We start from the raw sequence: 12,655 nt of genomic DNA on the forward strand, positions 1-12,655 counted from the left end.
CCGATAGTCGCAGCGTACGGCCTCGAGGGGGCAGGATGAGCCGATGACGGACGACACACTGCGCCCTGCGACGGGCGCCGGCTCACCACAGCCGGACACGAGCGGCGACACGGGGCAGTTCACCCATCGCCAGATCATGACGATCATCTCCGGTCTGATGCTCGGCATGTTCCTGGCCGCGCTCGACCAGACGATCGTCTCGACGTCCATCCGCACCATCGCGGACGACCTGCAGGGCTTCTCCGTTCAGGCGTGGGTCACCACGGCGTACCTGATCACGGCCACCATCTCCACGCCGCTGTACGGGAAGCTCTCGGACATCTACGGGCGCAAACAGTTCTTCCTGACCGCGATCACGATCTTCGTCATCGGATCGGCACTGTGCGGCTTCGCCACGTCGATGTACCAACTCGCGGCCTTCCGCGCGTTCCAGGGCCTCGGTGCCGGCGGCCTGTTCTCGCTCGCACTGACCATCGTCGGCGACATCGTCCCGCCGCGGGAGCGGGCCAAGTACCAGGGCTACTTCCTCGCCGTGTTCGGCACGTCCAGCGTGCTCGGTCCGGTCATCGGCGGCGTGTTGTCGGGCCAGTCCGAGATCCTGAACATCACCGGCTGGCGCTGGGTGTTCTTCGTCAACGTGCCCATCGGCATCGTCGCTCTGTTCGTCGTCGCCAAGGTGCTGAATCTGCCGCGTCGACACGGCAGCGCGGTCGTCGACTGGGGCGGCGCCGCGGCGCTGGCCGTCGGACTGGTGCCGCTGCTGATCATCGCCGAGCAGGGACGCACGTGGGGATGGGGCTCCGGGCGGGCCATGATCTGCTACGCCATCGGCGTCCTCGGCGTCGCGGCCTTCATCGCCATCGAGATCAGGATGAAGACGAACGCACTCATCCCGATGCGCTTCTTCCGCAACTCGACGTTCAGCGTCGGACTCGTGCTCTCGGTCATCACCGGTGCTGCGATGTTCGGCGGCATCACGCTGCTCCCCCAGTACCTGCAGGTGGTCAAGGGCTCGTCGCCGACGCTCGCCGGGTTCCAGATGCTCCCGCTGGTGCTGGGCATCATGGTCGCGTCGATCTTCTCCGGCCAGATGATCTCCCGCACGGGCCACTACCGTCCGTATCCCATCATCGGCACGACTCTCATGACGGTCTGCATGTTCGCGTTCTCGTTCATCGAGTACGACACACCGCTGTGGATGATCATGATCGCGATGTTCGGTTTCGGGTTCGGCCTGGGCAATCTGATGCAGCCTCTGACCCTCGCGATCCAGAACGCACTGCCGCCGCAGGACATGGGCGTCTCCACCTCGTCGGCCACGTTCTTCCGGCAGATCGGCGGCACCATCGGCGTCGCGGTGTTCCTGTCCCTGCTCTTCTCGCGCGTGACCGACGCCATCGCGTCGGCTCTGCGTTCCGCCGCGGAGACTCCCGAGTTCCGCGAGGCGGTGGGTCAGGCCGCGTCCAGCACCGATCCCGCGGTGTCCGGCCTCGCGCAGGGGCTCGTGCAGGGCAACGGGTCGGCCGCCGGGGGCATCCTGGACGACACGTCCTTCATCCAGAAGCTGCCCGACGCGGTGGCGGCGCCGTTCCAGATCGGATTCTCCGACGCGATGGACTCGGTCTTCGTCGTGGCCGGGTTCGTGCTGGCGCTGGCCTTCGTGATCAACCTGTTCTACAAGGAGGTCCCGTTGCGCACCCAGGGCGGCCTCGCAGCTCAGGCGTCGGAACGCACGGCGAGCAAGGACACGGCCGAGTAGAGCTCGTCAGGGACTGCAGAGCAGCCAGTCGTCACCGGACCGCACCGCGTTCCACGTGAGGCTCTGCTCGCTGCCGTCGAGGCTGACTCGCACGTCGGCCTCGGCGGCGTCACCCTTGACCCGCACCTCCTCGATGTTCTCGAGATCCACCGACGTACCCGCATCCGCCAGCGGTGCGTCGGTGATGCCGGGGCACTGCAGTGCGGTGACAGCGGCGGTGTCGCCGGACTTCACGGCCTCGACGTAGGCGGCGACGGCGGTCCCGACGCGCTGGTTGTCGCTGACGTTCTCGTCGGGCGACCCGGTCAGCGACAGGATCGCGATGATCACCGCCACGACGACCACCACCGCAGCGGCCGCGATGAAGGGCGCTGCGGTGGTGGGTCTCGGATCCTCTTCGGAGCTCATGCTCCGATCATGTCAGCTCGATGCAGCTCAGCCCTCGAGCGACGGGTAATCGGTGTAGCCCTCGGCGCCGCCGCCGTAGAAGGTGCTCTCGTCGGGTGTGTTGAGCTCGGTGTCGTGGGTCCACCGGGTCACCAGGTCGGGGTTGGCGATGAACGGCCGACCCACCGTGACGGCGTCGGCGATCTCGTCGGACACCAGCTTCTCGGCCTCGTCGCGAGTGGTCATCGCGGCGAAGCCGGTGTTGAGCACGAACGGGCCGCTCCAGGCCGAACGCAGCTTGCCCAGGAACGGATCCTCGGCGTCGACGAGCACGTGCAGGTACGCCAGGCCGAGGCCGTCGATCTGCGACAGCAGCGCCTCGTAGGCACCCGTCGTGTCGTCCTCGGTGATACCGCTCGCGGTGCCTCCGGGCGAGATGCGGATGCCGACCCGGCCCGCGCCGATGGCGGCGGAGACGGCGCGCACGACCTCCACAACGAGGCGCGCACGGTTCTCGGGGCTGCCGCCGTAGGAGTCGGTGCGGTGGTTCGCGCCGTCCGCCAGGAACTGGTGGAGCAGGTAGCCGTTGGCGGCGTGCAGCTCGACACCGTCGAGACCGGCCTCGATCGCACGGGTCGAGGCGTCGACGAACACGTCGACCACGCGAGCGATCTCGTCCGCGGCGATCTCGCGCGGCGCGGGGATCTCCTTCGACCCACCCTTGGTGAACATCTCGATACCGGGCGCGATGGCGGACGGTGCGATGGCCTCGAGGCCCGAGTTGTCGGGGTGGGACACCCGACCCGCGTGCATCAGCTGGACGACGATCTTGCCGCCCTCACCGTGCACCGCGTCCGCGATCTTCGCCCAGCCGGCCTGCTGCTCGTCGGTGTGCAGGCCCGGGGTGTTGGTGTAGCCCTTGCCGACGGCGGAGGGCTGCGTTCCCTCGGACACGATGAGGCCGGCACCCGCACGTTGGCGGTAGTACTCGACGACGAGGTCACCGGGCACACCGTCGTCACCACTGCGGCTGCGCGTGAGCGGCGCCATGAGGACACGGTTGCGGGCGTGGATGTCGCCGAGTTCGAGCGGCTGGAGCAGGGGTGATTCGGGACTGAGTTCGGTCACGTCGATCGGCCTTTCGAAGGTGCTGACTGTCGAGCTGTCCTCTGACGCAAGCCCGAGGGGTCCGCGATCCATGCCCGACTGTGTGCCGCATCACTCGGTGGAATCCCGATGTTCACCCGGTTCTCTGTGCACACGTCACGGCCACCTGGCGCACCGGAAGCGCCGCCTCGTCACTTATGCTGGGGTGTCCGCCTCCCTGCGGCCACGACGCCCGCTCCGAGCTCGATGGGCGGCCGGCCGACGACGATGTTAGGTAGATCCACGCTGATGACTGACCAGACCCGCCCGCTCCGAGTGGCCATCGTGGGTGCAGGCCCGGCCGGCATCTACGCCGCCGACGCGTTGATGAAGTCGGACCACAACGTCTCCGGCCCCGGCGTGAGCATCGACCTCTTCGAGCGCATGCCCGCTCCGTTCGGTCTGATCCGCTACGGCGTCGCACCGGATCACCCGCGCATCAAGGGCATCATCACCGCGCTGCACAAGGTGCTCGACAAGCCGCAGGTCCGCCTGCTGGGCAACATCGACTACGGCACCGACATCGACCTCGAGACGATGCGCCGCTTCTACGACGCCGTCATCTTCTCCACCGGCGCCAACGCGGACCGCGCGCTGAACATCCCCGGCATCGACCTCGACGGCAGCTACGGCGCCGCCGACTTCGTCTCCTGGTACGACGGTCACCCCGACGTGCCACGCACCTGGCCCCTCGACGCCGAGAAGGTCGCCGTCCTCGGCGTCGGCAACGTCGCGCTCGACGTGGCCCGCGTACTGGCCAAGACGGGCGACGAGCTGCTGCCCACCGAGATCCCCGCGAACGTCTACGAGGGCCTGAAGGCCAACAAGGCCGTCGAGGTGCACGTGTTCGGCCGCCGCGGCCCCGCCCAGGCCAAGTTTACGCCGCTCGAGCTCCGCGAGCTGGACCACTCCCCCAACATCGAGGTCATCGTCGCTCCCGAGGACATCGACTACGACGAAGGCTCGGAGAAGGCCCGCCGCGAGTCCAAGCAGGTCGACATGGTCGCGAACACGCTGCAGGACTGGGCGATCCGCGATGCCGGCGACCGCCCGCACAAGCTGTTCCTGCACTTCTTCGAGTCGCCGCACGAGGTGCTCGGCCAGGACGGCAAGGTCGTCGGACTGCGCACCGAGCGCACCGAACTCGACGGCACCGGCAACGTCAAGGGCACCGGCAACTACACCGACTGGGACGTCCAGGCCGTCTACCGCGCGGTGGGCTACCTGTCGCAGAACATCGCCGACCTCCCCTTCGACGACCTCGCGGGCACCATCCCCAACGAGGCCGGCCGCGTGAAGAACAACGACGGCACCCCCGTCGACGCCACGTACGTCACCGGCTGGATCAAGCGCGGACCCGTCGGCCTCATCGGCCACACCAAGGGTGACGCCAACGAGACCGTCGCGAACCTCCTCGCCGACGCCCCGTCGTTCGCGGGTGCCACCGACCCGTCCGAGGACGCCGTCGTCGCGTTCCTCGAGGACAAGAAGGTCCCGTTCACCACGTGGGACGGCTGGTACCGCCTCGACGCGCACGAGCGCAGCCTCGGCGAGCCGCAGGGCCGCGAGCGCGTCAAGGTCGTCGAGCGCGAGGACATGCTGCGCGCCAGCGAGCCCGACAAGGCCTGACCCCAGCAGCTGAAGCACCGAAGCCCCGAGGATGTCCTCGGGGCTTCGTGCGTGTCAGATCCGGACGGACAGCAGCCGTCCCTCGCGCTCGTCCTTGCGGGCGTGCTCGTTGAAATCGGGTGCGGCGCAGACGAACAGGGTGCGGCCGTCGTCGCCGCCGAATCCGCACGCGAACACCCCGGTGTCGAAGGTCAACTCGTCGACCACTCCCTCGCCCTCGCGAATCTGCACGATGCGCTGCCCCAGTGCGTCGGCCGCCCACAGCGTGCCGTCCTGCGCGAGAGCGCAACCGTCGGGCGCCACCACCACCTGGCCGATGCCCTCGGCCATGTCCGTCGACTCGGGCATCGGACCGAGCACAGCCCAGTCGCGGCGCGGTCCGAGGACACCGTCGTCGCCGATCGCGAAGGCGCTGATCCGGTTGCCGAGCGTCTCGTCGACGAGGAGATCGCCGCCTGCGGTGACGGCCATGCCGTTCGGGAAGTGCAGATCGGTGGCGTCCTCGTGCACACTGCCGTCGGGCTCGACACGCAGCAGGGAGGCCGTCTCGATGGGCGCCATGTTCATGAGATCGAATCCGAAGTTGCCGACGTAGGCGCGCCCGTCCGCATTCACGTGCATGTCGTTGGCGTTGCCGGTCGCGTGCGCGGACAGGTCAGCGTGCACCACGAGGTCGCCGTTCTCCTCGCGCCGCAGAACGGTCTGATCTCGCATCGAGACGACCAGGAGCCGACCGTCGGGAAGCCACCCGAGCCCGGACGGCTGGTGCGGCACCTCGGCCTCCACCCGGACGAGGCTGCCGTCCTCGTTCGCCGACAGCACCTGGTGGGTGTAGAAGTCGGAGACCCAGACACGACCCTCCCGCCACCGTGGGCACTCGAAGTAGGTGTAGCCCTCCAGGACCACGGTCGGCTCTGCCTTCATGTGTAGCTCCTCGCACGACGAGACGGATGATCGAATGTGACGTACGCCTCATCACATCATGAGGCATCCTGGCAGACGTGTTCGACAGCCACGTCCACATCATCGATCCGCGGTTCCCTCTCGTGTCGAACGGCGGATACGAACCCCCCGTGTTCACTGCCGACGACTATCGCGAGGAGACCGACGGGCTGGGGGTCGTGGGCGGCGCCGTCATCGCCGGGTCGTTCCAGGGCAGCGACCAGAGCTTTCTGCTCGCGGCGCTGACCGAACTCGGTGACGGATGGGTGGGCGTGACCCACCTGCCGTGGGACGCCGAGGACGAGGACATCATCGCGCTCGACGACGCGGGCGTCCGAGCGCTCAGATTCAATCTGCGGCGCGGCGACACCGACGTGTCGACCCTCACCGAGCAGGCCGTCCGCGCGCACGAGATCGCCGGATGGCACGCCGAGTTCTACGCGGACGCCGGATTGTTGCTGTCCCTGGAGCCGGTCCTGTCCAAACTGCCGGCCATCAGCATCGACTACCTCGGCATGGCCGAGGACGCCATGCCGTACCTCCTCGATCTCGTCGACAGGGGAGCACGGGTCAAGGCGGCGGGCTTCGGCCGCATCGGCCACGACCCGGTGGAGGCGATGAGTAGGATCCATGCCGTCAACCCCGAGGCACTGATGTTCGGGACCGACCTGCCCGGCACGCGCTCCCCGCGACGCTTCGTCCCCTCCGACATCGACCTGGTGACCGAGGCAGTGGGCGGCGATCTCCAGAAGGTGCTGTTCAGGAACGCGAGGGCCTGGTACCGGGAGCGTTAGAGCACGATGACGGCAACGACCCACACGCCGGCCGCGAGCAGACCACCGAACAGCTCGACGAGGATCGACAGGCCGACGGCCTTGGTCGCGTGCACGGTCGACTGCCAGGCCGAACCCGACGTGCGCGCCCGTGGCAGCTCCGCCAGGTACACACCGAGGGGGAACCCGAGGAAGAGTCCGACGACCGGGACGACGAAGAATCCGACGATGCCGACGACGCCGCCCGCGACGATGGAACGGGTGGGCACTCCGGCCGTCTTCAGTCGTCTGCCCGGCCACAGGTACTTGACGACGCCCGATGCCACCAGCAGCGCCGTCGCGATGCCGAACACCGTCCACGCCGATGCGGTGCCGACGACGAAGGCCCAGACGCCGATCGCGGCGAAAATCAGGACGACACCGGGGAGCACCGGGACGACGATCCCGATCAGGCCGATCAGGACGACCAGTCCGACGAGGACCTCGGCACCGGCGGTCACCGTGCCGAGACCGGACGCACGCGGCTCGCGGCGTCGCGTGCACGCTCCCGCGCGGTCTCGACGTCCGGACCGGTCGACACGGCGACGCCCATCCGGCGCTTCGCGAAGCTCTCCGGCTTGCCGAACAGGCGGATGTCGGTCTCCGGGACGCGGAGCGCCTGCTCGACGCCCTCGAAGGCGATGCCCACCTCGTCGAGACCGCCGTAGATCACCGCGGACGCGCCGGGTGTCAGCAGCGTGGTGTCCACCGGAAGCCCGAGGATGGCGCGCGCGTGCAGCTCGAACTCCGACAGCCGCTGGGTGCCGAGCGTGACCAGGCCCGTGTCGTGCGGTCGTGGGCTGACCTCGGAGAAGTACACGTCGTCGCCCTTGACGAAGAGCTCGACGCCGAAGATGCCGCGGCCGCCGAGTGCCGCGGTGACCGTGCGGGCGACCTCGCGTGCAGCGTGCAGAGCGGCCGCCGACATGGGCTGGGGCTGCCACGACTCGATGTAGTCGCCGGACTTCTGGAGGTGGCCGATGGGCTCGCAGAAGGAGGTCTCGTCGGCGCCGTTCTCGTCGACCGCGCGGACGGTGAGCTGGGTGATCTCGTAGTCGAAGTCGACGAAGCCCTCGACGATGACCCGGCCCAGCGCGACTCGTCCCCCGGCCTGAGCGTGGTCCCAGGCCCGCTGGACGTCGTCGTCGCTCGTCACGACCGACTGCCCCTTGCCCGACGACGACATCACCGGCTTGATCACCGCCGGGAAGCCCGTGTGCTCGAGCGCCGCGCGAACCTCGTCCACACTGTCGGCGAACGCGTACGGCGACGTGGGCAACCCCAGCTCCTCGGCCGCGAGCCTGCGGATGCCCTCGCGGTTCATCGTCAGCTGGGTAGCCCTGGCCGTCGGCACGACGGTGGTGACCCCGCGGTCCTCGACCACGGAGAGCGCCTCGGTGGCGATGGCCTCGATCTCCGGCACGACGAAGTGCGGCGCCTCGGACTCGATGACGGCGAGCAGGGCGTCCGGATCGCTCATGTCCACCGTGTGGGCGCGGTGCGCGACCTGGTGGCCGGGGGCGTCCGCGTACCGGTCGACGGCGATCACCTCGACGCCCAGGCGCTGGAACGCGATGATCACTTCCTTGCCGAGCTCACCGGAGCCCAGCAGCATCACCTTGGTGGCCGACGGAGAAAGTGGAGTACCGATGCGGAAGGACGTCACTCTTGGAATGCTATCGGGCATGGCGGACACCGAGGACCTGCTCACCTACCTCCAGCGAGGACGGGACGCGGTGGTGTGGAAACTCGACGGCGCGTCGGAGTACGACATCCGTCGGCCCCTCACGTCGACCGGTACCAACCTGCTGGGAATCGTGAAACACCTGGCCATGACCGAGGCGGGGTACCTCGGGTCCACGTTCGGGCGACCGTTCCCCGAACCGATCCCGTGGTCCGACCCGACACTCGAACTCAATGCCGACATGTGGGCCACACCCGACCAGTCCCGCGATTCTCTCGTCGACCTCTACCGCCGGGTGAACGCCCATGCCGACGAGACGGTGCGCACCCTCGGACCGAGAGCGGAGGGGACGGTGCCGTGGTGGACGGCGAAGAACCCCGTGACCGTCGAGTACATCCTGGTGCACCTGATCGCGGAGACACACCGCCATGCCGGCCACGCCGACATCGTGCGCGAACTCGCCGACGGCAGCGCCGGACTGGCTCCCGGCAACTCCAACCTGGCGGACGGTGACGCCGACTGGTGGGGTGACTACCGGTCGCGGGTGGACGACGCCGCGTCGGAGTTCCTCTGAGTCTCCCGACCCGCACAGTCCGGTCCTGTCGTCGGGCAGGTTCCGGTGGATAAGGTCGCGCCATGACTACTGCAGGTGGACCTCTCGCCGGAATCAAGGTCGTGGAACTCGCGGGCATCGGCCCCGGACCGCACACCGCGACGCTGCTGGCCGACCTCGGCGCCGACGTCGTGCGCGTCCAGCGTGCGGGCGCGCTGCCGGCCGAGGGATCACCGGGCGACCCCCTGCTCCGCAACCGCCGCATCGTCGAGGCGAACCTGAAGGATCCGGCCGAGCTGGAACGGGTGCTCGACCTGATCTCCCGCGCCGACGTCCTCATCGAGGGCTTCCGTCCGGGGGTCACCGAGCGCATGGGTCTGGGACCCGACGTCGTCGCCGAGCGCAACCCCGGTCTGGTCTACGGACGCATGACGGGGTGGGGCCAGGAGGGTCCGTGGTCGCAGGTCGCGGGACACGACATCAACTACATCTCGGTCACCGGAGTGCTGCACGCGATCGGACGCGAGGGTGAGCGCCCGGTACCCCCGATGAACATGGTCGGCGACTTCGGCGGTGGATCGATGTTCCTCGTCATGGGCATTCTCGCAGCGCTGGTCGAGCGCGGTCGGTCCGGGAAGGGCCAGGTGATCGACGCGGCCATGGTCGACGGCACCGTCGCGTTGTCGCACATGATCTGGGGGTGGCGCGGGATCGGCATGTGGTCCGACGAGCGCGGCACGAACCTGCTGGACACCGGTGCCCCGTTCTACGACACGTACGAGACGTCCGACGGCAAGCACGTCGCCGTCGGCGCGCTGGAACCCCAGTTCTACGCCGCGATGCTGCAGGGACTCGGGCTCGATCCGTCGGCCTTGCCGCACCAGCTCGACCGTGAGCAGTGGCCGACGCTGCGGTCGACCTTCACGGAGGTGTTCGCCTCCCGCACGCGCGACGAGTGGGCCGCCGTCTTCGACGGCACGGACGCCTGCGTCACCCCCGTGCTGACCTTCGACGAGGCCACGCGCCACCGCCACATGGCCGAACGCGGCAGCCTCATCGACATCGACGCGGTCACCCAGCACGCCCCGGCGCCGCGTTTCGGGCGTACCGCCACGTCCACGCCGGCGGGTCCGGCCCGCTCGTCCGTCGACCCCGACTCGGTCTGGACCTGAGTGGACGCCGCGGCCTGGGACGCCAAGTACGAACGCGCCGAACTCATCTGGGGCGCACCGCCGAACGACATGGTCGTCGAGTTCTGCACCTCCCTGCCGCGCGGCCGGGCGCTCGATCTCGCGTGCGGCGAGGGGCGCAACGCCCTCTGGCTCGCCACGCGCGGATGGAGTGTCGACGCCGTCGACTTCAGCAGCGTGGCGCTGACCAAGGCGGTCCGCATCGCCGCCACGGCCACCGCGTCGATCCGCGAGCGAGTGCGGTGGGTCCACGCGGACGTGACCACACTCACACCCGAGCAGGATTATGATCTCGTTGTCATCGCCTACCTGCATTTATCGCGGACCGAGCGTGAAAACGTCCTCGCGACTGCCGTCCAGGCGTTGAAACATGAGGGAATCCTCGTGATCGTGGGTCACCATTCTGCCAATCTGAAGAATGGCGTCGGCGGTCCTCAGGATCCCGAGATCCTTTACAGCCCAGACGATCTGGTCGCGGACATCGGCGACAGGATGCGCATTCTCGTCGCCGAGGACAGGGTGCGGCACGTAGGTGATTCCGCAGCGATCGACGCCCTTGTGGTGGGACGAGTTACCGACGAGTAGACCCCTATTGGCAGTGTTCCCGATCCGGCGTAACATAGCCGTATGTTACTGGCGAGTAGGTAGCGCCGGGCCACACAGGCGGTACCGAGGCCGGACCGCACCACTGAGACGGAGAACGCATCACCATGGGTCATTACAAGAGCAATCTTCGCGATCTCGAGTTCAACCTGTTCGAGTTGTTCGCCCTGGACAAGACGCTCGAGTCCGGACAGTTCGGCGATCTCGACGTCGACACCGTGCGTGACATGCTCTCCGAGGTCCGCCGCCTCGCCGAGGGCCCGCTCGCGGAGTCCTTCGCCGACGCCGACCGCAACCCGCCGACCTTCGACCCCGAGACGCACACCGTCACCCTCCCGGAGTCGTTCAAGAAGTCGTACCGCGCGCTGCAGGAAGCCGGCTGGGATCACCTGGGCCTCGACGAGGAACTCGGCGGCATGCCGGTACCGCGCCAGGTGTTCTGGGCCGTCGCCGAGATGATCCTCGGATCGAACCCCGCCGCCTTCATGTACTCCGCCGGCCCGGGCTTCGCGCAAATCCTCTCCGACAACGGCAACGAGCAGCAGAAGAAGTGGGCCGTACTCGCCTCCGAGCGCAACTGGGGCGCCACCATGGTCCTCACCGAGCCCGACGCGGGTTCGGACGTGGGCGCCGGCCGCACCAAGGCCGTCGAGCAGGCCGACGGCAGCTGGCACATCGAGGGCGTCAAGCGCTTCATCACCTCGGCCGACTCGGACGATCTCTTCGAGAACATCTTCCACCTCGTGCTCGCTCGCCCCGAGGGCGCCAAGCCGGGCACCAAGGGACTGTCGCTGTTCTTCGTCCCGAAGTTCCACTTCGACAGCGAGACCGGCGAACTCGGCGAGCGCAACGGCGTGTTCGTCACCAACGTCGAGCACAAGATGGGCCTCAAGGTCTCGGCCACCTGTGAGCTGACCCTCGGCGGACACGGCGTCCCCGCCAAGGGCTGGCTCGTCGGCGACGTCCACAACGGCATCGCGCAGATGTTCGACGTCATCGAGCACGCTCGAATGATGGTGGGCACCAAGGCCATCTCGACGCTGTCCACCGGGTACCTCACCGCGCTCGACTACGCCAAGCAGCGCATTCAGGGTGCTGACCTGACGCAGATGACCGACAAGGCCGCGCCCCGCGTCTCCATCACGCATCACCCCGACGTCCGTCGCTCGCTGATGACGCAGAAGGCGTACGCGGAGGGCCTGCGCGCGGTGTTCCTCTACACGGCCGCTCACCAGGACGAGGTTGCCGCACTGCACGTCTCGGGCGCCGACAAGGACACCGCGTTCCGCGTCAACGACCTGCTGCTCCCCATCGTCAAGGGTGTGGGTTCCGAGGTCGCGTACGAGCAGCTGGCGCAGAGCCTCCAGACGCTCGGTGGCTCCGGCTTCCTGCAGGACTACCCCATCGAGCAGTACATCCGCGACGCCAAGATCGACTCGCTGTACGAGGGCACCACGGCCATCCAGGCGCAGGACTTCTTCTTCCGCAAGATCGCCCGGGACCGCGGCGTCGCACTGGCCCACGTCGCCGGCCAGATCAAGACGTGGATCGACAGCGAGGCGGGCAACGGTCGCCTCAAGAGCGAGCGTGCCTTGCTCAACACCGCCCTCGAGGACGTGCAGGGCATGGTCGCCACACTCACGCAGCACCTCATGGGTGCCCAGGAGCAGCCGACCGAGCTGTACAAGGTCGGCCTCGGATCCGTCCGCCTGCTCATGAGCGTCGGCGACCTGATGATCGGCTGGCTGCTGCTGCGTCAGTCCGAGATCGCCATCGCCGCACTCGACAACGGCGCCGGCGAGAAGGACAAGGCGTTCTACGAGGGCAAGATCGGCGCAGCGTCGTTCTTCGCCAAGAACATCCTGCCCCGCCTGACCTCCACCCGTCAGATCCTGTCCGACCTGGACAACGACGTCATGGAGCTCGACGAAGCGGCGTTCTGATCCGCTG

At 68.1% G+C, this 12,655-nt stretch carries 12 protein-coding genes; 7 read left to right on the forward strand and 5 right to left on the reverse strand.

Going from position 1 to position 12,655, the window contains the following annotated elements:
- Positions 1-43 precede the first annotated feature (43 nt).
- Positions 44-1,759 (forward strand): MDR family MFS transporter, encoded by a 1,716-nt coding sequence (locus HQ308_RS10160; protein WP_222646316.1) that lies wholly within the window; start codon positions 44-46, stop codon positions 1,757-1,759.
- 6 nt (positions 1,760-1,765) lie between these two features.
- Here HQ308_RS10160 and HQ308_RS10165 read toward each other — a convergent pair whose 3' ends face one another.
- The gene (locus HQ308_RS10165; RefSeq protein ID WP_051613444.1) at positions 1,766-2,167 is read right to left on the reverse strand and encodes a hypothetical protein; all 402 of its coding nucleotides are present in this window, start codon (positions 2,165-2,167) and stop codon (positions 1,766-1,768) included.
- Between the two features lie 27 nt (positions 2,168-2,194).
- Positions 2,195-3,274, reverse strand: a complete 1,080-nt coding sequence (locus tag HQ308_RS10170; protein ID WP_308115739.1) for an alkene reductase — start codon at positions 3,272-3,274, stop codon at positions 2,195-2,197.
- Positions 3,275-3,541: 267 nt separating this feature from the next.
- Here HQ308_RS10170 and HQ308_RS10175 point away from each other — a divergent pair, with 267 nt between their 5' ends.
- Entirely contained in the window at positions 3,542-4,921 is a 1,380-nt protein-coding gene (locus HQ308_RS10175; RefSeq protein ID WP_027506208.1) for an FAD-dependent oxidoreductase, read from the forward strand.
- Between the two features lie 54 nt (positions 4,922-4,975).
- Here the strand turns inward: HQ308_RS10175 and HQ308_RS10180 are convergent, their stop codons facing one another.
- Entirely contained in the window at positions 4,976-5,845 is an 870-nt protein-coding gene (locus tag HQ308_RS10180; RefSeq protein ID WP_222646318.1) for an SMP-30/gluconolactonase/LRE family protein, read from the reverse strand.
- A gap of 77 nt (positions 5,846-5,922) precedes the next feature.
- On the opposite strand from HQ308_RS10180, the gene HQ308_RS10185 reads away from it, so the two are divergent.
- Entirely contained in the window at positions 5,923-6,657 is a 735-nt protein-coding gene (locus HQ308_RS10185; protein ID WP_222632134.1) for an amidohydrolase family protein, read from the forward strand.
- On the opposite strand, the gene HQ308_RS10190 is transcribed toward HQ308_RS10185, so the two are convergent.
- Both HQ308_RS10190 and purT read right to left on the reverse strand, forming a co-directional pair.
- Complete coding sequence (locus HQ308_RS10190; RefSeq protein ID WP_027506205.1) at positions 6,654-7,136, reverse strand: DUF456 domain-containing protein; 483 nt, start codon at positions 7,134-7,136, stop codon at positions 6,654-6,656. The genes HQ308_RS10185 and HQ308_RS10190 overlap by 4 nt on opposite strands.
- A complete protein-coding gene (purT, locus tag HQ308_RS10195) occupies positions 7,133-8,362 on the reverse strand; it encodes a formate-dependent phosphoribosylglycinamide formyltransferase (protein WP_222646319.1) in 1,230 nt (409 codons plus the stop codon). Before purT ends, HQ308_RS10190 begins: the two co-directional genes overlap by 4 nt.
- On the opposite strand from purT, the gene HQ308_RS10200 reads away from it, so the two are divergent.
- The 4 genes from HQ308_RS10200 (at position 8,361) to HQ308_RS10215 (ending at position 12,648) form a co-directional block, all read left to right on the forward strand.
- A complete protein-coding gene (locus tag HQ308_RS10200; protein WP_222646320.1) occupies positions 8,361-8,933 on the forward strand; it encodes a DinB family protein in 573 nt (190 codons plus the stop codon). The two genes, purT and HQ308_RS10200, sit on opposite strands and share 2 nt — an antisense overlap.
- Before the next feature lie 62 nt (positions 8,934-8,995).
- Complete coding sequence (locus HQ308_RS10205) at positions 8,996-10,084, forward strand: CaiB/BaiF CoA-transferase family protein (RefSeq protein ID WP_027506202.1); 1,089 nt, start codon at positions 8,996-8,998, stop codon at positions 10,082-10,084.
- Positions 10,085-10,687 carry a bifunctional 2-polyprenyl-6-hydroxyphenol methylase/3-demethylubiquinol 3-O-methyltransferase UbiG gene (locus HQ308_RS10210; protein WP_222646321.1) on the forward strand — a complete coding sequence of 201 codons (603 nt, stop codon included), beginning with the start codon at positions 10,085-10,087 and terminating at the stop codon, positions 10,685-10,687.
- Between the two features lie 125 nt (positions 10,688-10,812).
- Complete coding sequence (locus tag HQ308_RS10215) at positions 10,813-12,648, forward strand: acyl-CoA dehydrogenase (RefSeq protein WP_027506200.1); 1,836 nt, start codon at positions 10,813-10,815, stop codon at positions 12,646-12,648.
- Positions 12,649-12,655 lie beyond the last annotated feature (7 nt).

It is taken from the genome of Rhodococcus sp. BP-241, assembly GCF_019836145.1.
Taxonomy (GTDB): Bacteria; Actinomycetota; Actinomycetes; order Mycobacteriales; family Mycobacteriaceae; genus Rhodococcoides.